17 protein-coding genes are annotated in these 21,181 nt (G+C 73.2%); 7 read left to right on the top strand and 10 right to left on the bottom strand.

Annotated elements, in window-relative coordinates; translation table 11 throughout:
• Nucleotides 1-2: 2 nt before the first annotated feature.
• Nucleotides 3-773, bottom strand: a complete 771-nt coding sequence (locus tag VM636_RS26300; protein WP_030418562.1) for a LytTR family DNA-binding domain-containing protein — start codon at nt 771-773, stop codon at nt 3-5.
• 101 nt (nt 774-874) lie between these two features.
• Here VM636_RS26300 and VM636_RS26295 point away from each other — a divergent pair, with 101 nt between their 5' ends.
• The 4 genes from VM636_RS26295 to proP all read left to right on the top strand — a co-directional run bounded on the left by VM636_RS26295 (nt 875) and on the right by proP (nt 5,327).
• Nucleotides 875-1,378 carry an Lrp/AsnC family transcriptional regulator gene (locus VM636_RS26295; RefSeq protein WP_030418563.1) on the top strand — a complete coding sequence of 168 codons (504 nt, stop codon included), beginning with the start codon at nt 875-877 and terminating at the stop codon, nt 1,376-1,378.
• A 126-nt stretch (nt 1,379-1,504) separates the two neighbouring features.
• Nucleotides 1,505-2,344: a dimethylargininase gene (gene ddaH, locus VM636_RS26290; RefSeq protein WP_030418564.1), complete on the top strand. Its 840-nt coding sequence runs from the start codon at nt 1,505-1,507 to the stop codon at nt 2,342-2,344.
• Complete coding sequence (gene rocD, locus VM636_RS26285; protein ID WP_053914077.1) at nt 2,341-3,561, top strand: ornithine--oxo-acid transaminase; 1,221 nt, start codon at nt 2,341-2,343, stop codon at nt 3,559-3,561. Before ddaH ends, rocD begins: the two co-directional genes overlap by 4 nt.
• 245 nt (nt 3,562-3,806) lie before the next feature.
• On the top strand, nt 3,807-5,327 hold the full coding sequence (gene proP / locus VM636_RS26280; protein WP_030418566.1) for a glycine betaine/L-proline transporter ProP: 1,521 nt from the start codon (nt 3,807-3,809) through the stop codon (nt 5,325-5,327).
• Nucleotides 5,328-5,440: 113 nt separating this feature from the next.
• Here the strand turns inward: proP and VM636_RS26275 are convergent, their stop codons facing one another.
• On the bottom strand, nt 5,441-8,107 hold the full coding sequence (locus VM636_RS26275) for an AMP-binding protein (protein WP_234340445.1): 2,667 nt from the start codon (nt 8,105-8,107) through the stop codon (nt 5,441-5,443).
• Between the two features lie 176 nt (nt 8,108-8,283).
• Between VM636_RS26275 and VM636_RS26270 the strand changes: the two genes are divergently transcribed.
• From VM636_RS26270 to VM636_RS26260, 3 genes are read left to right on the top strand one after another with little or no spacing between them, the layout of a single operon-like run.
• Nucleotides 8,284-9,330 carry an iron ABC transporter substrate-binding protein gene (locus VM636_RS26270; RefSeq protein WP_338485877.1) on the top strand — a complete coding sequence of 349 codons (1,047 nt, stop codon included), beginning with the start codon at nt 8,284-8,286 and terminating at the stop codon, nt 9,328-9,330.
• A 6-nt stretch (nt 9,331-9,336) separates the two neighbouring features.
• Nucleotides 9,337-10,950: an iron ABC transporter permease gene (locus VM636_RS26265; protein WP_234312507.1), complete on the top strand. Its 1,614-nt coding sequence runs from the start codon at nt 9,337-9,339 to the stop codon at nt 10,948-10,950.
• Nucleotides 10,947-12,005, top strand: a complete 1,059-nt coding sequence (locus VM636_RS26260) for an ABC transporter ATP-binding protein (protein WP_030418570.1) — start codon at nt 10,947-10,949, stop codon at nt 12,003-12,005. Before VM636_RS26265 ends, VM636_RS26260 begins: the two co-directional genes overlap by 4 nt.
• A gap of 73 nt (nt 12,006-12,078) precedes the next feature.
• Here VM636_RS26260 and VM636_RS26255 read toward each other — a convergent pair whose 3' ends face one another.
• The 8 genes from VM636_RS26255 to VM636_RS26220 form a co-directional block, all read right to left on the bottom strand.
• Nucleotides 12,079-13,698 carry an FAD-dependent oxidoreductase gene (locus VM636_RS26255; protein WP_053914078.1) on the bottom strand — a complete coding sequence of 540 codons (1,620 nt, stop codon included), beginning with the start codon at nt 13,696-13,698 and terminating at the stop codon, nt 12,079-12,081.
• Nucleotides 13,695-14,840 carry an alcohol dehydrogenase catalytic domain-containing protein gene (locus VM636_RS26250; RefSeq protein WP_078855720.1) on the bottom strand — a complete coding sequence of 382 codons (1,146 nt, stop codon included), beginning with the start codon at nt 14,838-14,840 and terminating at the stop codon, nt 13,695-13,697. Before VM636_RS26250 ends, VM636_RS26255 begins: the two co-directional genes overlap by 4 nt.
• Nucleotides 14,810-15,097 carry a YciI family protein gene (locus tag VM636_RS26245; RefSeq protein WP_030418573.1) on the bottom strand — a complete coding sequence of 96 codons (288 nt, stop codon included), beginning with the start codon at nt 15,095-15,097 and terminating at the stop codon, nt 14,810-14,812. Before VM636_RS26245 ends, VM636_RS26250 begins: the two co-directional genes overlap by 31 nt.
• 137 nt (nt 15,098-15,234) lie before the next feature.
• Entirely contained in the window at nt 15,235-16,956 is a 1,722-nt protein-coding gene (locus VM636_RS26240) for an FAD-dependent oxidoreductase (protein WP_030418574.1), read from the bottom strand.
• Nucleotides 16,949-17,824: a shikimate dehydrogenase gene (locus tag VM636_RS26235; RefSeq protein WP_030418575.1), complete on the bottom strand. Its 876-nt coding sequence runs from the start codon at nt 17,822-17,824 to the stop codon at nt 16,949-16,951. Before VM636_RS26235 ends, VM636_RS26240 begins: the two co-directional genes overlap by 8 nt.
• Complete coding sequence (locus tag VM636_RS26230) at nt 17,817-18,668, bottom strand: TIM barrel protein (protein WP_053914079.1); 852 nt, start codon at nt 18,666-18,668, stop codon at nt 17,817-17,819. Before VM636_RS26230 ends, VM636_RS26235 begins: the two co-directional genes overlap by 8 nt.
• Nucleotides 18,665-19,747: a Gfo/Idh/MocA family oxidoreductase gene (locus tag VM636_RS26225; RefSeq protein ID WP_078962730.1), complete on the bottom strand. Its 1,083-nt coding sequence runs from the start codon at nt 19,745-19,747 to the stop codon at nt 18,665-18,667. The genes VM636_RS26230 and VM636_RS26225 overlap by 4 nt, the downstream gene beginning before the upstream one ends.
• Nucleotides 19,744-21,129, bottom strand: a complete 1,386-nt coding sequence (locus VM636_RS26220; RefSeq protein ID WP_037857447.1) for an MFS transporter — start codon at nt 21,127-21,129, stop codon at nt 19,744-19,746. Before VM636_RS26220 ends, VM636_RS26225 begins: the two co-directional genes overlap by 4 nt.
• Between the last annotated feature and the right edge of the window lie 52 nt (nt 21,130-21,181).

Below are 21,181 nucleotides of genomic sequence, written 5' to 3'. Positions count from 1 at the left end.
CGTCACGGCCTCCGCATGAGCAGGTCCCGCAGTTCGCGGGCGTGACGTCGGCTGACCTGGAGTTCCTCGGTGCCGACCAGGACGCTCACACTGCCCGCGTCCAGGCGGAGTTCGCCGATGTGGCGCAGCGCGACGAGGTGGCGGCGGTGGATGCGGACGAAGCCGCGGGCCCGCCAGCGCTCCTCCAGGGTGGAGAGCGGGATGCGGACGAGGTGGCTGCCCTTGTCGGTGTGGAGTCGGGCGTAGTCGCCCTGGGCCTCGACGTGGGTGATGTCGTCGACGGCCACGAAGCGGGTGACGCCGCCGAGTTCGACGGATATGTGGTCCGGGTCGGGTTCGTGGACGGGTATGCGGGGCGGGGGCGCGGTGTCGTGCCGTTCGGCGGAGCGGCGTTCGACGACCCGGCGGACGGCCTCGGCGAGGCGTTCCGTGCGCACGGGCTTGAGGACGTAGTCGACGGCCTTCAGGTCGAACGCCTGGACGGCGAAGTCCTCGTGGGCGGTGACGAAGACGACCAGGGGCGGCCGGGCGAAGCCGGTGAGCAGCCGGGCGAGGTCCAGCCCGTCCAGGCCGGGCATCTGGATGTCGAGGAAGACCACGTCGATGGCCTCGGGACCGGCGGGCCCGGACTCCAGGGCCCGGTTGATGCGGCGCAGCGCCTCGGTGGCGTCCCCGGCGCCCTCCGCGCCGGCGATGCGGGGGTCGGCGTTGAGGAGGTAGACCAGTTCCTCCAGCGAGGGACGTTCGTCGTCGACGGCGAGGGCGCGCAGCATGAAGGTGGAGTGTAGGTGCAATGCGCACGTGCGGACACGTGTCCGGCGTGCCCGTCCGTGCCGGACACGGCGGGCGGCGCCCGGTGGTTACAGTGCGGGACATGAGCAGCAGGCCCACGCCGTTCGACGACCTCGACCGGAAGATCGTCACCGCGCTGATGGCGAACGCCCGGACGTCCTTCGCGGAGATCGGCTCGGAGATCGGACTGTCGGCGACGGCGGTCAAGCGCCGGGTGGACCGGCTGCGGGAGACCGGGGTGATCACCGGGTTCACGGCGACGGTGCGGCCCTCGGCGCTGGGCTGGCGGACCGAGGCGTACGTCGAGGTGTACTGCGAGGGGGCGGCGCCGCCGCGGCGGCTGGCGGAGGTGGTCCGCAACCATCCGGAGATCACGGCGGCGATGACGGTGACGGGGGGCGCGGACGCGTTGCTGCACGTGCGGGCGCGGGACGTGGAGCACTTCGAGGAGGTGCTGGAGCGCATTCGTGCGGAGCCGTTCATCCGCAAGACGATCAGCGTGATGGTGCTGTCCCACCTGATCGCGGACAGTCCGGAGGCCGGGGCGAGCCAGCCGGCCCCGGATCGCGCAGCAGGCATGCGCTGAGGGCGCGAAGGACGCAGCGATCCTGCGTCCACACGCAGCCTTTGTCGCTTGTCGTCCGTCTCGCTCAGTTCCTACCGTGGTGTCATCCCTCAGTCACGCATCGTCAGGAAGCGGAGGAACCCCTTCGTGCCCGACCCCCGTGTGCCGCGTCGCCGGCGCTACCTCGTCTGCGAACCCCGACACTTCGACGTCCAGTACGCGATCAACCCGTGGATGCGTCCCGACGCCCCCGTCGACACCGGCCTCGCGCGGGCCCAGTGGCGGGCGCTGGTCGAGACCTACGAGTCCCACGGCCACACCGTCGACACGGTGGCACCCGTGCCCGGCCTGCCGGACATGGTCTTCGCCGCCAACTCGGCGCTGGTGGTGGAGGGGCGGGTCTTCGGCTCCCTCTTCCACGCGCCCGAGCGCCGCCCCGAGTCCGCCCCCTACGAGACCTGGTTCAAGGGGGCCGGCTTCGAGGTCCACCATCCCGAGTCGGTCTGCGAGGGCGAGGGCGACCTCGTGCCGGCGGGCCGCTGGATCCTCGCCGGCACCGGTTTCCGCACCACCCGGGAGGCCCACCGGGAGGTGCAGGAGCACTTCGGGGTGCCGGTGGTCTCGCTGACCCTGGTGGACCCGTACTTCTACCATCTGGACACGGCACTGTTCGTCCTCGACGACGGGGCCGCGGGCGGCGACGGGAACATCGCGTACTACCCGGAGGCGTTCTCGCCGGGCAGCCGCGAGGTGCTCGCCCGGCTCTATCCGCACGCCGTGCGGGCGACCCGTGAGGACGCCATGGCCTTCGGGCTCAACTCGGTGTCCGACGGGAAGCACGTCTTCATCGCGCCGGCGGCGACCGGGCTGGCGGACCGGCTGGCCGGCCTCGGGTACGTCCCCGTCCCCGTCGACCTGTCCGAGTTCCACAAGGCGGGCGGCGGCATCAAGTGCTGCACCCAGGAGATCCGGGAGATCCGCTCATGACCGCACCGGCCCGACCCCGCGGCTCCGAGGAGCTGATCCGCGCGGAGGAGCCCGTCCTCGCCCACAACTACCACCCGCTGCCCGTGGTCGTCGCCCGCGCCGAGGGCTGCTGGGTGGAGGACGTGGAGGGGCGCCGCTACCTCGACCTGCTCGCCGGCTACTCGGCGCTGAACTTCGGCCACCGCCATCCGGCGCTGGTGGAGGCGGCCCACCGGCAGCTCGACCGGCTGACGCTGACCTCGCGCGCCTTCCACCACGACCGGCTGGCCGGGTTCGCCGAGCGGCTCGCCGCGCTGACCGGCACCGACATGGTGCTGCCGATGAACACCGGCGCCGAGGCCGTGGAGAGCGCCGTCAAGGTGGCCCGCAAATGGGCCTACGACGTCAAGGGCGTCCCCGACGGGCAGGCGACGATCGTGGTGGCCGCGGACAACTTCCACGGCCGGACGACGACCATCGTCAGCTTCTCCACCGACGAGACGGCCCGCTCGGGCTTCGGCCCCTTCACCCCCGGCTTCCGGATCGTGCCGTACAACGACCTGGCCGCGCTGGAGGCGGCCGTGGACGAGACGACGGCCGCCGTGCTCATCGAGCCGGTGCAGGGCGAGGCCGGGGTGATCGTGCCGGACGACGGCTACCTGACGGGCGTGCGGGAGCTGACCCGGCGGGCGGGCTGCCTGTTCGTCGCGGACGAGATCCAGTCCGGGCTGGGCCGCACCGGGCACACCCTGGCGGTCGAGCACGAGTCGGTGCGCCCGGACGTGGTGCTGCTCGGCAAGGCGCTGGGCGGCGGCATCGTGCCGGTCTCCGCGGTGGTCGGCCGCCGCGAGGTGCTGGGCGTGCTGCACCCGGGCGAGCACGGCTCGACCTTCGGCGGCAACCCGCTGGCCGCGGCGGTCGGCACGGCGGTGGTGGAGCTGCTGGAGACCGGTGAGTACCAGCGCCGGGCGGCCGAGCTGGCACCGGTGCTGCGGGACGGCCTGCGGGCGCTGACCGGCCGCGGGGTGGCCGGCTTCCGCTCCCGCGGCCTGTGGGCCGGGGTCGACGTCGACCCGGCGCTCGGCACCGGCCGCGAGATCAGCGAGCGGCTGATGCGCGAGGGCGTCCTCGTCAAGGACACCCACGGCTCCACCATCCGGCTGGCCCCGCCGCTCACCATCACCCGCGGTGAGCTGGAGGGGGCACTCGGCACGCTGGAGAAGGTCCTGACCGCCTGAGGGACCGCCCGGCCCCTCCGCCGGCCGCCCGCCCACACGGCGCGGGCGGCCGGCGCCGTCGTGGCGAGGCGAGGCGGGACGGGGCGGAGCGGGGCACTGGTCCACAGGGCTGACGTCTCATCCGTCCGGCTGACGTCTGCTCCACATGACTGACGTCACGAAAATACCGCGCGTGTTCCGGGGAACCATACGACCTGAGAACCGTAGGTACGCGCGAAAGCTCCGGAAGGTCCCCTTGGAGCGGTATGCCCCCGGAAAGGAAGTACGCCACGTCTGCCCCCGAGAACGACCCCGTTCCCGACACCGCGGCGGTCCGCCGCCACCCGGCCCTCTTCCGGGCCATCCGGCGGCGGCAGAACCCGCGTCTGCGCAGGTCGGACATCACGGTCACGGACGAGAACGCGGTCCGGCGGGCGGTGAAGGCCGCCTCGCTCGGCAATGCCATGGAGTGGTTCGACTTCGGCATCTACAGCTACCTGGCCGCCACCATCGGCCGCGTGTTCTTCCCGTCCGGCAACGCCACCGTGCAGCTCCTGTCGTCCTTCGCCACCTTCGCCGTCGCCTTCCTGGTGCGCCCGCTGGGCGGCATGGTGTTCGGGCCGATGGGCGACAAGATCGGCCGCAAGAAGGTGCTGGCGCTGACGATGATCCTCATGGCGATCGGCACGGCCGCCATCGGACTCGTCCCCGGCTACGCCACCATCGGTTTCTGGGCACCGGTGCTGCTGATCCTCTTCCGCCTGCTCCAGGGCTTCTCCACGGGCGGCGAGTACGGCGGCGCGTCCACCTTCATCGCGGAGTACGCGCCGGACAAGCGGCGCGGGTACTTCGGCAGCTTCCTGGAACTGGGCACGCTGGCCGGGTACACCGGCGCGGCCGGGCTGGTGACGGCCCTGACCGCCTGGCTCGGCACCGCCGGCATGGACTCCTGGGGCTGGCGCGTGCCCTTCCTGCTCGCCGCCCCGCTCGGCGCCGTCGGCATCTACCTGCGGCTGCGGCTCGACGACACCCCGGCGTTCCTCAAGCTGGAGGACGCCAACGTGCACATCTCCGAGGCGGCCGACGCGGTGGAGACCACCGCCCGGGGCGACCTCGCCACGATCTTCCGCACCCACTGGCGGGCGCTGGTGCTGTGCGTCGCGCTGGTCGGCGCGTACAACATCACCGACTACATGCTGCTGTCGTACATGCCGACCTACCTCTCGAACGAACTGCACTACACCGAGACGCACGGCCTGCTGATCCTCGTCGCCACGATGGTCGCGCTGATGCTGATCATCAACCAGGTGGGCCGGCTCTCCGACCGCTTCGGGCGCAAGCCGGTGCTCATGACCGGGATGCTGAGCTTCTTCGTGTTCGCCGCGCCCGCGTTCCTGCTGGTGCGCCAGGGCAGCCTGCTCGCCATCTCGGCCGGCATGCTGATCCTCGGCCTCTGCCTGGTGTGCCTGCTGGGCACGATGTCGGCGGCGCTGCCCGCGATGTTCCCGACCCCGGTGCGCTACGGCTCCCTGTCGGTGGGCTACAACCTGTCGGCCTCGCTCTTCGGCGGCACCACCCCGCTGGTCATCACGGCGCTGATCAGCGCGACGGGCTCCGAGATGATGCCGGCCTACTACGCGATGGCGGCGGCACTGGTCGGCGTGGTGGCGGTGGCCTGCATGAAGGAGACGGCGCGCCAGCCCCTCGAAGGCTCCCCGCCCTCGGTCCAGACCGAGGAGGAGGCGGCCGAACTGGTCGAGTCCCAGGCCCCCACCCCGAAGTTCTAGGGTCTTTCGTCCGGGTCAGGCAGGACCCCGCGAGCCCGGCGTGATCCCACGAGAGGCCCTGGGGGCACCCTGGTCTCGCCCCCGGCCGTGGTCCGTCGCGAGGCCGGCCGTCCTCACGCCAGACGCTCCCTGCGGCGCCGGCTGTTCACGCCGGGACGAACGGAGGAGTTCACGGCGCTGCCGAGCCGGGGAAGGAGCCGGTTCGTCACGCGGGTGGCCACCGCTCCGTACGCCACCCCGAGGGCCAGGGAGACCAGCAGGGCCAGTACCGGGGAATGGTCCCGCACGTAGGGGTAGACGTGGTAGTGCGTCAGGTAGATGTACAGCGAGCTGCCCGCGAGGACGCCCGCGAGCCGGTTGAGCGGCGAAACGCTGGGCAGGGCCGGCACCCACACCAGCAGGGTCAGACCGACCACGACGATCGAGGTGCGCAGGGTCTGTCCCGCGGGAAACAGTCCCGGCACGGTACCCAGCAGGACCGCGGTCAGCAGCAGCCGCTGGGCGGCCGTACGCGCCCGCGCCGCGGCCCAGCCCAGTGCGAACAGGAAGAAGACCACGGTCGGGCTGAGGTGGTAGCGGAGGTCGGCCAGGTCCCAGAGGTCGTAGCGTCCGACCAGGCCCACCCCCACCAGCGCCAGCGCGAACCCGAACGGGCTGCGCCGCTCCGCGCGGTCCAGCAGCGGAACGGCCAGCAGCACCGTCAGCCCCGTGAGGAAGTAGACCAGCGCCTCGACGAACCAGTACCGCCACTCCGGGGCCGACCCGTCCCGCTCGAAGAGACTGTTGGCCAAGAGGATGTCGGCCAGGCCGTACTCGCGGGTCAGCACCTGCGCGAAGGCGATCCACACCATGCTGGGAACCGCGATGCGCGCGATGCCGCGCCACATCCTCCGCAGTCGGTCCCGGCGCTCGTGCCCGGTGAGGTGGAAGCGGGCGAAGTTGAAGCCGGCCACGCCGAGGAGCACATGGGCGCCGCCCTGGACGGTGAAGACGGGGATGTGTGAGCCCACGATCAGGACGATGCCGATCGCGCGCAGGGCGATGCCGGTCTCCAGGGTGCGCGGGGACCCGTGCCGCCGCCGCGGGGCTCCGGCGGGGTGGTGCCGGGTACGGTGGTCCAGCAGATCCCGGATCGGCGTGGTGGGCCAGTCGGCCGGCAGCGTGCCCAGGGCCTGCTCCAGCCGCAGTGACATCTCGACGTAGGAGAGCGAGTCGCCGCCCAGACCCACGAAGGTGCTGTCCTCGGTGACGCCGCTCTGGTCGAGGATCAGCGCGTAGAGGGCGCACAGGCCGGCGGTGGTGGCCCCGGGGAGGGACGGCGGCACCACCTCTTCGCGGGCCAGTCGGCGTACGGTCTCGTAGTCGGGCTTGCCCGAGGCGAGCCTGGGGAGCGCGGACTCCGTCCGTACCCGAACCGTGTGGGGCGGCAGGCCGCAGTGGCCGGCGACCATCTGCCGGACGTGTGCCGCGTCCACGCCCTCGGGGCCGGCCGCGACGACGGACAGCGCGCCGTCGTCCCCCGCGCAGTAGGCGGGGATGCCCTGTCCCTCCAGGTACGCCTCGACGCGCTGCGGGTCGATCCGCAACCCCAGGATCTTGGTGAACCCGCTGCGGCGTCCCACGATCTCGTACAGCCCGTCGGGGGCGCGCCGCGCGATGTCCCCGGTGTGCAGTTCCTCGACGGTGCGCCCCAGGGCGAGGTCGGCGGGGTCCTCGGCGTATCCGAGCATGACGTTCGCTCCGGAGTACACCAACTCGCCCGTGTCCGGATCGTCGACGCCGTCCACCGGCCGGAGCCGGAAGGAGCCCCCGGGTATGGGCATGCCGACGGATTCCGGGCGCTCGGACGCGAGGGCCGGGGGCAGGTACGCCATGCGGGCCGTCGCCTCCGTCTGCCCGTACATCACGAACAGGTCCCAGCCCGCCCGGCGCCCCGCCGCGGCGTAGCGCGCGACCCGTTCGGGTGCCATCCGGCCGCCGGCCTGGGTGACATAGCGCAGGTGGGGCAGATCCATGGTCTCGAAGCCGACGCGGTCGAGCAGGTCGAAGGTGTAGGGCACTCCGGCCAGCGCCGTGCCGCCGGCGGCACGGAACAGATCCCAGAAGCAGGCGTCGGCGACCGAGAGACCGGTGAGGATCAGGCCCGCGCCGTGCGACAGGTGGCTGTTGATGACCGACAGGCCGTAGCAGTAGTGCATGGGCAGCGTCGTCGCGGCACGGTCCCGGTGCCCGATGTCCAGGTAGGAGGCGATGGACTCGGCGTTGGCCTGGAGGTTGTCGTGCGAGAGCCGGACCAGCTTCGGCGAACCCGTCGAGCCGGAGGTGGACAGCAGCAGGGCGAGGTCCGGGTGGAGGGTGTGGACCGTGGTCTCGCGCCGCTCGTCGACGATCCAGTCCGTGCTCCCGCCGTCCGTCCCGGGACGGACGACCACGTCGGGGTCGTAGCGGTCCACGAGCGAGCGCAGGGCGCTGTCGTTGTCCCCCGGGGTCAGCAGGAGGGGGTGGCCGGCGGTGAGGGCGGCGAGGTAGTACACCAGGGCCTCCACCCGGTTGGCGCCCACGAGCAGCACCAGACGCCGGCTCGTGCCGAGACGTTCGGCCGCCGCGGCCACCCGCGTGGCGAGGTCCCGGTACGAGAGCTCTTCGGTCTCGGTGATCAGAGCGACCCGGTCGCCGTGTGTGGCGAGGTCTCGGGCGAACTTCACGGACACCGGGGGGGCACTCGTGAAGGCGGAGGAGCCGTCGGGCGGCACCAGGTGGGACACGGGCGGGGAAGACACGGGCGCGAAACCTTTCTGCGGCAGCGTCCGCAAGGAGAACAGATCTCTTGACAGTTAGGCAAGGTTTGCCTTACTAATAGCATGTTCACGACTGGCTTGAACGCACCGCACGCTGCTCGCCGACCGACGACGCGACCTGCGGCGCACGGGGGCGGGCCCCTCAGGAAGGCGCAACCATGCGACGCCCCCTGTCCGGCCGGATCACCGCGCTCGTCGCGGCCGGCCTGCTCGTCCCCGCCCTCGCCGCCTGCGGCGCCGACGACGGCAAGGGCTCCTCGGCCAAGGGGGGTGACTCCACCCTGGTCATCTACTCCGGACGCAACGAGAAGCTGGTCAAGCCGATACTCGACAAGCTGGAGAAGGCCGTAGGCGCCAAGGTCGAGGTGCGGTACGGGGACAGCGCCGAACTGGCCGCGCAGATCCTGGAGGAGGGCGACCGCACCAAGGCCGGGCTGTTCCTCTCGCAGGACGCGGGCGCGCTCGGCGCCCTGTCCCAGGAGGGCAGGCTGGCCAAGCTGCCGCAGTCCAGCCTCGACGCAGTGGACCCCGCCTACCGCGGCGGTGCGGGCGACTGGGTGGGACTGTCCGGGCGCGTGCGCGTCATCGCGTACAACCCGGACAAGGTGGGCGACGGCGAGGTTCCGGACAGCATCCACGACGCGGTGAAGCCGCGGTGGAAGGGCAAGGTCGGCTTCGCGCCCACCAACGCCTCCTTCCAGGCGTTCGTCACCGGCATGCGCGTCCTGGAGGGCGATGAGGCCACCCGCCAGTGGCTCGAGGGCCTGAGCGCCAACGGCAAGAGCTACGCCAACAACCTGGCCGCCCTCGACGCCGTCGAGTCCGGCGAGGTCTCCCTCGGGCTGATCAACCACTACTACTGGTACGAGCGGGTCGCCGAGAAGGGCGAGGACAAGGTGGGCGCCAAGCTCCACTTCCTGCCCGGCAAGGACCCCGGCGCGCTGATCAACGTGGCCGGCGTCGGCATCCTCAAGGACGGCGATCAGGCGGAGACCGCGCAGAAGGCCGTCGACCACCTGCTCTCCGAGGAGGCGCAGACCTACTTCGCCGACACCACGAAGGAGTACCCGCTGGCCGCGGGCGTCACCAGCTCGGTCGAGGACCTGCCGCCCTTCGACTCCCTCGAATCCCCGGACATCGACCTGGGCAAGCTGGACTCGCTCCAGGAGACGCTGGCCATGCTCCAGGACGTCGGGCTGGTCTGACGCACCGTGCGCACCTCTGACGTCACCGCACACCCGGCCGGAGCCGCCGGCTCCGCCGGGCGTGAGCGCGTCGGCGAAACCCGCGGGCCCCGTATGTCCGGCCGGCGGGCCACCGCGCGCAGAACGCCCCTGATCCTGCTCGTCCCCGCCTGCGTCGCCGCCGTGCTCGCCCTGCTGCCGCTCGGCTACCTCGCCGTCCGCGCGCTCGAACGGGGGCCGCGGTACGCCTGGGACATCGTCGCCGGCGAACGCACCCTGCAACTCCTCGGCCGCAGCCTCGGCTTGACCGCGGTCGTGGTGGCGGCCTGCCTGGTCATCGGCGTCTCACTGGCCTGGCTGACCGTGCGCGCCGACCTGCCCGGGGCACGCGCCTGGTCGGTGCTGGCCACTCTTCCGCTCGCCGTGCCCAGCTATGTCGCCGCCTTCGTCTGGCTCGCCGCCGTGCCGGAGATCGCGGGGTTCACCGGGGCCGCGCTCGCACTCACACTGGTCGGCTTCCCGTACGTCCACCTGCCGGTCGCGGCCGCCCTGCGCGGCATCGACCCGGCCCAGGAGGAGGCCGCCCGCTCCCTCGGCCACGGCCCTCTGCGCACCTTCCTCCGCGTCACGCTCCCCCAGCTCCGCCCGGCCGCGGCGGGCGGCGCGCTGCTGGTCGCGCTCTACACGCTCTCGGACTTCGGCGCGGTCTCCCTGCTGCGGTACGACACGTTCACCCGGGCCATCCACACCTCCTACAGCGCTTCCTTCGACCGCACCCCGGCCGCCGCACTGAGCGTCGTCCTGGTGGTGATGACGGTGGCGCTGGTCGCCGCCGAGAGCCGCACCCGGGGCCGCGCCGGCCACGCCCGGACCGGCACCGGGACCGCGCGCCCGGCCGCACGGGTCCCGTTGGGGCGCTGGCGGGCCCCCGCCCTCGCCTGGTGCGCGGCGGTGACGGCCACCGCCGTCGTCTTCCCGCTCGTCACCCTCGGCTACTGGCTGGCCATCGGCACCTCCGCGACCTGGGACCCCGGCGCCCTCGCCCGGACCGCCGGGGTCACGCTCGGCGTCGCCGCCGCCGGAGCCGCGCTCACCACCGTGCTGGCACTGCCGGTCGGCGTGGTCGCCGCACGGTACCAGGGGCGCGGCGCCCGGCTGCTGGAGCAGGCCGCCTACGCCGGACACGCCCTGCCCGGCATCACCGTGGCGCTCTCCCTGGTCTTCTTCGCCGTGCGCTACGTCTACCCGCTCTACCAGCAACTCCCCCTGCTGCTCTGCGCGTACGCCGTTCTGTTCCTGCCGCTCGTGGTGGCCGCCACCCGTGCCGCCGTCCTGCAGGCACCGCCGGTACTGGAGGACGTCGCCCGCTCGCTGGGCAGATCGCCGCTGCGGGTGCTGCGCGAGGTGACCGTGCCGCTGGCCGCACCGGGTGTGGCGTCCGGCGCCGCCCTCACCTTCGTGGTCTGCATGAAGGAGCTTCCGGCGACGCTGCTGCTGCGCCCCACCGGCATGGACACACTGGCCACCCGGCTGTGGACCGAGACCGGCGCGGGTTCCTTCGCCGCCGCGGCCCCCTACGCCGCGGCACTCATCCTGCTCGCCGCCGTCCCCTCCTACCTCCTGGGCAGGCACCGCACATGAACGACCACGACAACGAACTCCGCGTCCGGGGACTGTCCAAGTCCTACGGCCCCGAAGCCCCCGTCCTGCGGGGAGTGGACCTCACGGTGCCGGGTGGCGCCCTGGCCGCCGTGCTCGGGCCCTCCGGCTGTGGCAAGACCACCCTGCTGCGCATCGTCGCCGGGTTCCTGGACGCCGACGCGGGATCGGTCACCGTGGGCGGCCGCACCCTCACGGCGCCCGGTGTCCGGCTGCCGCCCGAGAGCCGCCGCGTCGGCATCGTGCCGCAGGAGGGAGCCCTCTTCCCGCACCTGAGTGTGGCCCGCAACGTCGCTTTCGGCCTGTCCGGGTCCGGCCGGGACGAGCGCCGCCGCCGTACGGAGGAGATGCTCGCGCTCGTGGGTCTCGCCGGCTACGGCGACCGCATGCCGCACGAACTCTCCGGCGGGCAGCAGCAACGCGTCGCCCTGGCACGGGCCCTCGCCCCGCGTCCGGCTCTCGTCCTGCTCGACGAGCCCTTCAACGCCCTCGACAGCGCCCTGCGCACCGGAGTGCGCGCCGACGTACGGGCCGCCTTGCGCGCCACCGGGGCCACGGCCCTGCTGGTCACGCACGATCAGCAGGAAGCCCTCTCGACGGCGGACCTGGTGGCTGTCGTACGGCAGGGCCGCGTCGCCCAGTGCGACACCCCTCAGGAGCTCTACCGCCGCCCGGCCGACCCCTGGGTCGCCGGTTTCGTCGGCGATGCGGTCCTCCTCCCGGGAACGGTCCGGAGCGACGGTTCCACGGCCAGCACCCCCGTGGGCCCCGTGGCACTGGCCTCGCAGCCGCACGGCCGGAACACCGGCACGGTGGTGCTCCGCCCCGAGCAGTTGCGGCTGACCGAAGCGAGCACCACCGGCGCGGTACGGGGCACCGTCACGAACGTGTGCTTCAACGGCCACGACGCCAAGGTGACCGTCGCCGTGCGGGGCCTCACGGCGCCGGTCGACGTCCGTGTCGCGGGCCCGGTGACGGTGGTTCCGGGCCAGGAGACCGCCCTCCGGGTGACCGGCGAGGCGACCCTTCACGAGTAGGGCGTCGAAGGGCATCAGCGGCCCGGGGCCCCCACGGGGCGTCCCGGGCCGCGGGCGCCCCCCGGCTCGCCTCTCACGCGGTGACGGGCACGGTGGCGGCCAGGTGCTCGCCGACGGCGAAGCCCCGGGTGATGGCCGAACCGAGGGTGGCTCCCCCTCCGGGGTAGGCGTCGTGGAAGACCGTCGCCGAGCAGTTCCCGGCCGCGTACAGCCCCTCGATCGGCTGTCCGTGGCCGTCCAGGACCCGCCCGTCGAGGTCGGTCCGCAGGCCACCCGCGGTGCCCAGCACTCCGGCGTGCACGCGTACGGCGTAGAAGGGTGCCTTCTCCACCGGCGCCAGACACGGGTTGGGGGTGTTGGCCGGGTCGCCCAGATGGCGGTCCTGCTCGCTGGAGCCTCGCCCGAACTCGGTGTCGACGCCGTTACGGGCGTCCGCGTTGAAACGCTGGAGGGTCCGCTCCAGTCCGGCCGGGTCGATACCGCAGGCGCGGGCGAGGCCGGCGGGGCTGTCGGCGGTGACCATCCACTCCTCGGGCAGTCCCGGAGTGGAGCCCGCGACCGCGTACTTGTCCAGGTACGAGCGGTCGAAGACGAGCCATGCCGGGGTGTTGGCACGTCGGCCACCGCGCGGATCGGCGTTGCCGAAGACCCGGTTGAGGTCGTGGTAGTTGGTGGCCTCGTTGACGAACCGCCGGCCCTGGGCGTTGACCGTGACGGAGCCGGGCAGGGTCAGCTCCACGTTGCCCATGCGGCCCGACGGACGGCCGTCGTACCGCTGCGTGGGAGCGGTGATCACGGGGACGCCCCACACGGCGGTCATGTCCCCGACCGCGGCCCCCGCGGTCAGTCCCAGCAGCAGACCGTCGCCCTCGTTCCCGGGCGGGCTGATCGGGGTGACCGGGAACGGCAGGTAGGCGTCGCGCAGCCGCGGGTTCCACTCGAAGCCGCCGGAGGCGAGGACGACGCGGCCGGCCGTCAGCCGCGCCGTGTCGTCGCCCACCGTCACCGTCCACCCCGCATCGCCGCGTTCCAGTCCGGTGACCCGGGCCGAGGCGGCGAGGGTCACGCCGCGTCCGAGGACCGTGACCACGAGCCGTCCCACGAGGGCGCCGCCCATGGTGCGGACGCCGGAGCGCCGGCGCTCGGCGAGCAGTTCCGGGTCGACGGGGGCGCCTTGGAGGGCGTCCCGCTCGTTCATGCTGATCAGGGGGAAGTACGTCGGTGGCCGCAGGGCCTCGGCGAGCCCCGGGTGCGGGGCCGGGTCGAACGGGTCGTTGTCGAGACCGCGTCCGGTGGCCGCGCCGGCCCGGTCCGGGTGGTAGTCGGGGCGGGCGAGCGGGGTGAGGCGGACCTCCGTGCGCTCGTCGAGGTAGCGGACGGCGGCGGCCGAGGTGGTGACGTACCAGTCGATCTCGGCGTCGGTCATCCGGTCCTCGGTGACGGCCCGCAGGTAGCGCGCCGCCGCTTCCCCGCTGTCGGGGTAACCGGCCTTCTCCATCAGGGGGTTGCACGGTGCCCACATGACGCCGCCGCCGGCCGCCGAGGTGCCGCCCAGCCGTGCGGTCTTCTCCAGAACGAGCACGGACAGGCCCGCGTCGGCCGCGCGCGCGGCCGCCACCAGGCCGGCCGCGCCGCTGCCGATCACGGTGACGTCGTAGTGGTCGCGCAGGTCCGCGAGCGGGGTGGTGATCACCGGGCGGCTCCCGGCATGTCGACGGCGACCTTGCCGACCGTTTCGGTGCGCGAGCGCATCGTCTCGAAGGCCTCACCGACGCGGTCGAACGCGAAGCGGTGGGTGATCAGCGTCTCGGCCTGCCGTCTGTGCCGGGAGAGCAGTTCGGCGGCCTCGCCGATCAGGTCCTGGCTGTTGCGGCTCCCGATCAGGTCGATGTCCTTCACCGGCAGGGTGCGCATGGAGAAGGTGACCTCACGGTCGGAGATGCCGACGGCGACCACGCGGCCCGCGGTGGCCACCGCTCGCAGGGCGTTGTTCAGCGAACTCGGCACACCGGTGGCCTCGAAGACCAGCGACGGCCCGTGTCCGCCGGTCCAGGCGGCCATCCGCTCGGCCTGGTGCGGGTCGGGGAACGGCACGGCGGGGTCGATCAGCAGGGTGTCCACCGCCCCGAACTCGCGGGCGAAGGCGCAGCGTTCCGGCACGGTGTCGGCGGCCGTCACCTCGACGCCGAGCGAGGTCAGGTACAGGGTGCACAGCAGTCCGATCGGGCCGCTGCCGAGGACCAGGGCCTTCTCCCCCGCGACGGGGCGGCCCCGGTTGACGGCCTGCATCGCGATGCCGGCCGGTTCGCACAGCGAGGCGAGAGGGGCGGGCAAGCCGTCGGGGACCCGGAAGAGCTTGGTGACGGGGATGGCCATCAGCTCGGTGAGGGCGCCCTCCACGTCGTAGCAGCCGTACACGGACATCCGTGCGCAGGCGTTCTCACGGCCTATGGAGCAGGCGTGGCAGCGGCCGCAGGCGAGCACCGGGGAGACGGCGACCCGGTCGCCGACCGCCAGGGTGGGGTGCGGCTCGGGGAGTTGCTCGATCACGCCGCTGAACTCGTGCCCCTGCACCATGGGCAGTTCGGTGGCGTAGTCGTCCTCCCAGATGTGCAGGTCGGTGCCGCAGAGGGTGACCGTCTCGACGCGAATCAGTGCCTCTCCCGCCGCGGGGACGGGTACGGGGCGCTCCTCGAAGCGGATCGTCTCCCTGGCGACCGTGCAGGCGGCCCGCATGGTGCGTCGCGGGGCGACGGGGGCGCCGGCGGCCTCCGGGGCGGCCGTGGACGCGGGCTCGACGGTGGTCACCGCACACCGCCGAAGAAGATCTGCCATGCGCGGATGGTGCGCTCGGCGATCAGCCCCTCACGGTGGAAGGGGTCCTGGTCGAGCCGGGCGGCGAGTTCGCCCGCCGAACCGGCCTCGAAGACCAGCAGGGCGCCGGGCACGCCGTCCGGGCCGAGCGGTCCGGAGACGCGCAGGCGGCCGGCGTGGTACTCGCCCTCCAGGAAGTCCTTGTGCTCGGGCCGGTGCTCGTCCCGGGCACGGGCCGAGTCCTCGGCGTACAGGTAGGTGACTGCGAAGGTGGCCACGGGGTGCGTCCCTTTCTCGGTGGTGAGGCCCCCTGGTCGGACCAGGGCGGCCGGGGGGGGAAGGCGGAGACCGCGCGATGCCGTGCGCGGGGTGCCCGGGGTCGCCGGGCGGTCGTGCCGCCCGGCACGGCCGCGCGTCAGGGGCGAGGCCGGTTTCCGGAGCGCGCGGCGTGGCGGGCGGCCAGGTACCCGAAGGTCAGGCCGGCGCCGACCTGGCAGCCGGCTCCGGGGTACTCCGATGCCATGATCGAGTTCGCGTCGTTGCCGCAGGCGTAGAGGCCGTCGACCGGCGCGCCCCGGTCGTCCAGGACCTGGGCGTCGGGGTTGGTCCGCAGGCCGAGGGCGGTGGCCAGGGGGGTGGGGACGACGGCGATCGCGTGGAAGGGGGGCTTCTCGATCGGGCCGAGGTTGGCGTTGGGGGTGTGGTCGGGGTCGCCGTACTGGTGGCCGAAGGGGCTGCGGCCCTTGCCGAACTCCTCGTCGACGCCCGTGCGGGCGGAGCGGTTCGTGTCGGACACGGTGCGTTCCAGGCCGTCGGGGTCGACGCCGATGGAGGCGGCGAGTTCGCGGAGCGTGCGGCCGGTGTGCAGATATCCGGTGTCGGCGTACCGCTTGAGCCTGGCCTGGGGAAGGTGCGGACGGATCATGCCGAGCCCGTACTTGGCCAGGCTCGCTGAGTCGATGACGAGCCAGGCCGGGACGGACGGCACCGATGTGTGCGAGTCGTACATCGCCCGGGTGAAGCGGTGGTAGGAGACCGACTCGTCGACGAACCGGCGGCCGGCGGCGTTGACCGCGATGATGCCGGGCTTGGCCCGGTCCCAGATGTGCGGGAAGACGGCGGTGGAGCCGTCCGGGCGGCGGCCGATGGAGCTGGGGAACCACAGGGCGTTGTCGTCCCGGGGTTCCCCGAGCGCGCCGCCGACGGCGCGGGCGAGGGCCAGGGTGTCGCCGGTGGCTCCCTCGACGGCGCGGGTGAACTGGGGGGTGGGCCGCGGCAGGTACCGGTCGCGCAGCTCCGGGCTGGCGGAGAATCCCCCGGCGGCCAGGACGACACCGCGGCGGGCGGTCACCCGGACCGTGCGGCCGCGGTGCGAGACGACCGCGCCGACGACGCGGCCGGTACGGTCGGTGACGAGTTCCGTGGTGCGCGCGGTGAACCAGACGTCGCCGGAGCGTTGCAGGAGCTTGTGGTAGAGGTTCGCGACGAGCGCGTTCCCCATGGCCAGCCGGGTGCCCCGCGGGTACCGGAGGCGGTCCGCGGCCCAGCGGGCGCCGAGGCGCGCGGCGACGCCCAGGCCGCGCACGGATCCGTCGAAGACGGCCAGGAGCTGGTTGACCTCGGGGCGGCGGACCATGAGGGTGCCGTGGAAGAGGGCGAACTCCGGGACGGGGCGGCGGATCCTGCCGAAGCGTGCCCTGCCGAGCCTGCGGCCGTCGAAGGTGTGCGGTTCGAGCGCGCGGCCGGTGCCGGAGCCGGCGACCTCGGGGTGGTAGTCGACGACGGTCTTGGAGTGCCAGAAGCCGACGCCGATCCGGTCCAGGTAGTCGACCATGGCGGGTCCGTGCGCGAGGTAGGCCTCGCGCAGCTCGCGGGGGGCGCGGTCGCCGACGAGGGCGTCGAGGTAGCCGCTCGCGGCGGCGGCGTCCGCGGCGGGGTCCCGCTGGTACCGGTGACCGGGGATCCAGCAGGTGCCGGCGGAGTAGGCGGTGGTGCCGCCGAGCCACTCGCTCTTCTCCAGCACCAGGACGGACAGTCCCTCCTGGGCGCCGACGACCGCCGCGCCCATGCCGCCCGCGCCGGAGCCGAGGACGAGGAGGTCGACCTCGTGGTGCGGGTTCCCGTCGTGGTCAGTCATGGATCGGTTCCCTCCCGGGGGTGGTGAGAGCCGACAGGTGCTCCCGCATGCGGTCGAGGTCGGGGGTGGCGCCGGTGAGCAGGGCGAGGGTCCGGGCGGCCTGGGCGACGAGCATCGCGCCGCCGTCCAGCACCCGGCAGCCCGCCGCACGGGCGGCCGTCAGCAGGGCCGTTTCCAGGGGCCGGTAGACGACGTCGGCGACCCAGTGGCGGGGGGTGAGCGCACCGGTGCCGAAGGGCAGGCCGGGGTGGCCGGTCATGCCGATCGGGGTGGCGTTGACGATGCCGTCGGCGCGGGTGAGCGCGGTGGGGATCCGCTCCGCGGGCAGGCTCGTGATCTCGCCGGCCGGGAAGGCGGACGTCATCCTCGCGGCCAGGGCGACGGCGCGTCCGGTGTCCGCGTCGGCGATCTCGACCGCCGCGCCGGCGCCCGCGAGGGCGTAGGCGACGGCGGAGCCGGCTCCCCCGGCGCCGACCACGACGGCGCGGCCGAGCCGGGCACCGGGCAGGCCCGCGCGCAATCCGGCGAGAAATCCGCTGTGGTCGGTGTTGTGGCCGGTGAGCCGGCCGTCGCTGACAAAGACCGTGTTCACCGCGCCGAGGGTGCGCGCGTCGGGTGAGAGGTCGTCCAGTTGGCCGATCACGGCCTGCTTCACCGGGTGGGTGACGTTGAAGCCGGTCACGCCCTGCCGGACGGCGTGGCGCAGGCGCCATCCGGGTGGCAGCCGGTCGAGGTCGAGCAGGGTGTAGGTGTAGTCGAGTCCGAGGGCGGCGGCTTCCCGCTCGTGCAGGGCGGGCGAGAGCGATCCGCCGATGTCCGCGCCGACCAGGGCGACCCGGTGGCGGGGGGTGGCGGGGGTGTCAGGCATGGGTGTTCACCGCGGTCAGGAGGTCGCGCAGGCTCGTCAGGTTGCGCCGCGCGTAGTCGAGGGAGGTGAGGCGGGACTGCATCGTGGCGTGGGGGACCTCGATGCTGAGGGGGGTTCCGGCGGGGGCCGCGGCGATCAGCTCGGTCAGCGGCAGCTCGCCGTCTCCGATGAGCTGTCGCTGGACCCGGGCCTCGGCCTGCAGGACCGAGCCGTCGGCCTTCATGCCGAGGGGGAGTTCCGCGGGGAGGTCGAGGTGGTCGGGTGCGCGGAGCGGGCCGTCGCACAGTTGCAGGCACGGGACGAGGTGGGGTGCGAGTCCGCGGACGTCGTCGAGCGAGCTGCCGCCGCGCTGGAGGTGGAGGGCGTCCAGGAGTACGGCCGCGCCGGCCGCCGCGGCGATCTCGGCCGCCTCGGCGACGGTGCTGACCGGCTGGTAGCTGATGGGCTCCAGGGTGGGACGGATGCCGAGGGCGGCGGCGTCGGTGGTCAGTGCGGCGAGGGTGTCGGTCAGGCGCCGCCGGTCCGGGTCGGCGCCGACGACGCTGACGGTGCGGGCTCCGAGCGCCGCGCCGGCGTCGAGTGCGGGCCGCCAGTGGCCGGGGCCGGTGTCCGGGCCCAGGGTCAGGAACTCCACGTCGTGGACGCGCAGGCCGGTGTCGTCCAGGCGCCGGAGCGTCTCGCGGGACATCGGCGAGCCGGGCTCCATGGGGTACTGGTCCTCGCCCTCGGTGGCCGCGTTGACCCGGATGCCGACGAAGTCGTATCCGGATGCCGCCGCGGTGGTGACGAGTTCGGGGGGAGTGAGCCGTAGCAGGGTCAGGTGGGCGAGCCCGATGGGGGTCATGCGGTGGTCTCCTCGTGCGGGGCGGGGACAGGCTCGGGACGGCCGGACGCGGCCGAGGCGTACGCGGCGGTGAGGATGGCGAGGGACTTGGCGGCCTCGCGCCCGGTGACCGCGGGTTCGCGGCCCTGCCGGACGGCGTCGGTGAACTCCTCGATGAGCAGGGTGTGGAAGGGGGCGAGGGCGCCGTTGATCCGGGACAGCGGCGGGTCGGCGGCGAGGCCGGTGCCGAAGGGGGGTGCGGACGTCTCGGCGCCGGGGACGGCCCACAGGTCGATCCGGGCCTCGGTGCCCTCCGGGTACTCGGTGAGGCCCGCGCTCGCCCCCGTGCGTCCGGAGACCAGTACGCGGGTGCCCAGGCCCGGGGTGAGCGCCGTGGACGCAGCGAGCGTGGCCAGGCCGCCGGAGGCGAACCGCACGGTCGCGACGGCGGTGTCCTCGGCCTCGGTCGCCTCGCCGTGCCGGAACGCGGCGTGTGCGGCGCTCACCTCGACGGCCTCGCCCATGTACCACTGGAGCAGGTCGATGTTGTGGATGGCCTGGGTCATCAGGACTCCGCCGCCGTCCGCCGCCCGGGAGCCGCGCCAGGCGTCGGCCGTGTAGTACGACGTGTCGCGGTGCAGCAGGACCGAGGTGTGGCCGAGGACGGGCACGCCCAGGGTGCCGTCGTCGATCGCCGCGCGGATCCGCCGGGCGGCGGGCCAGAACCGCCGCTGGAACGCCACCCCGAGCCGCACTCCGGCCGCCTCGCAGGCGGCCACCATCCGGGCGGCGGCGCCGAGTTCGGTGGCGATCGGCTTCTCGCACAGCACGTGCGCCCCGTGCGCGGCGGCCCGGGTGACGACGGCCTCGTGCGTGGGGTGCGGTGTGCAGACGCTGACGAGGTCCAGTCCGTGGTCGAAGAGGTCGTCGGGGCCGCTCGCCGCGGCACCGTGGCGGACGGCGAACCGGCCGGCCCGGTCCGGGTCGACGTCGGCGCAGGCCACGAGTTCGACGCCGGGCAGGTCACGGTAGGCGGCGGCGTGGTTGCCCGCGACGTTGCCGCATCCGATCACGCCCGCGCGCAGTACGGCCCGCTTCACAGCGCCTCGGAGGTTTCGGCCCGCAGGCAGGGCGCGGTCGCGGCCGGCTCCGCGGGTCGGCGTTCGCCGAGCAGGGCGGTGGGGGTGCGGAAGGTTTCCGGGCCGGTCAGGGCGGCGAGGGCCGAGGCGAGGGCGAAGCCGGCGCACAGCCAGGCGACCGGCGTCCAGTTGGCCTGGTCTCCGGAGGTGATGGCCGTGGCGAGCAGCGGGGTGAAGCCGGCCGCGAGCAGGCCGACCATGAGGCCGATGGCCATGCCGCTGTAGCGGACCCGGGCCGGGAACTGCTCGGGGAAGTAGGCGGGGTAGACCCCGTTGGGCGCGGCGTAACAGAGGCCGATCAGCACGACGGCGGAGACGTAGATCCAGGGGACGTTCTGGGTGCCGATGGCGTGGAAGAACACGAACACCATGACGCCGACGCCGATCAGGCCGGTGACGAAGACCGGTTTGCGCCCGATGCGGTCGGCGATGAGCCCGTAGACGGGCTGGGTGAGGACGGCGGCGCCGTTGGCCACCGAGATGACCGCCAGCATGGTGGCCTTGGAGATTCCGGCGACCTCGGTGGCGTAGGCGAGGGCGAAGACGTTGACGATGGTGTTGACCATGGCGAAGGAGGCGCAGACCGCGACCCGCAGCACCGTGACCCAGTGGTGGCGGAACAGTTCGACCACGGGCGCCTTGGCGGTCTCGGCGCTTTCCTGCAGTTCGGCGAAGACCTCCGGCTCGTGCAGCGAGCGGCGCAGGAAGTAGGCGAGCGCGGTGACCGCGATGCTCAGCCAGAACGGGATCCGCCAGCCCCAGCTGAGGAGTTGGTCCTCCGGCAGGGCGGCGACCGGGATGAACACCAGGCTCGAGACGACGATCCCGAACATGATCCCGCTCATCGTGAAGCTGGTGTAGAACGCCCTGCGCCGGTCTGGGGCGTGCTCGACGGTCAGGGAACTCGCCCCGGGGGACTCCCCGCCGGCGGAGAGTCCCTGGAGCAGCCGCAGTGCGACCAGGAGGATCGGCGCGGTGACACCGATCTGTTCGTAGTTGGGCAGGCAGCCGATCAGGAAGGTCGAGCAGCCCATCAGCAGCAGCGTGATCATCAGGGTGTCGCGGCGGCCGAGCCGGTCGCCTATGTGCCCGAAGAGCAGCGCGCCGAGTGGGCGGGCCACGTAGGCGACGCCCAGGGTGGCGATGGACAACAGGGCCCCGGTGGCCCCGGCGTCGGGGAAGAAGACCTTGCCGAACACCAGCGCGGCGGCCGAGCCGTAGATGAAGAAGTCGTAGTACTCCAGGGTGCTGCCCAGGAAGCCCGAGATCGCGGCCTTCCTGGGATCGTTGCGGGTCCCGGAGGCCGTGCTGTCCGAGTGAGGGGCCGATGCCGTGGCGGACATGGGCGCTCCTTTCGATCCGGCGTCGTCGACGGAGGTCCGGTCCCGGTCGGGT

Origin of the sequence: Streptomyces sp. SCSIO 75703, from assembly GCF_036607905.1 — a bacterium.
Classification (GTDB): domain Bacteria; phylum Actinomycetota; class Actinomycetes; order Streptomycetales; family Streptomycetaceae; genus Streptomyces.
Note: the sequence above shows the minus strand (reverse complement) of the source record. Positions and strands in the feature narration are given on the sequence as shown.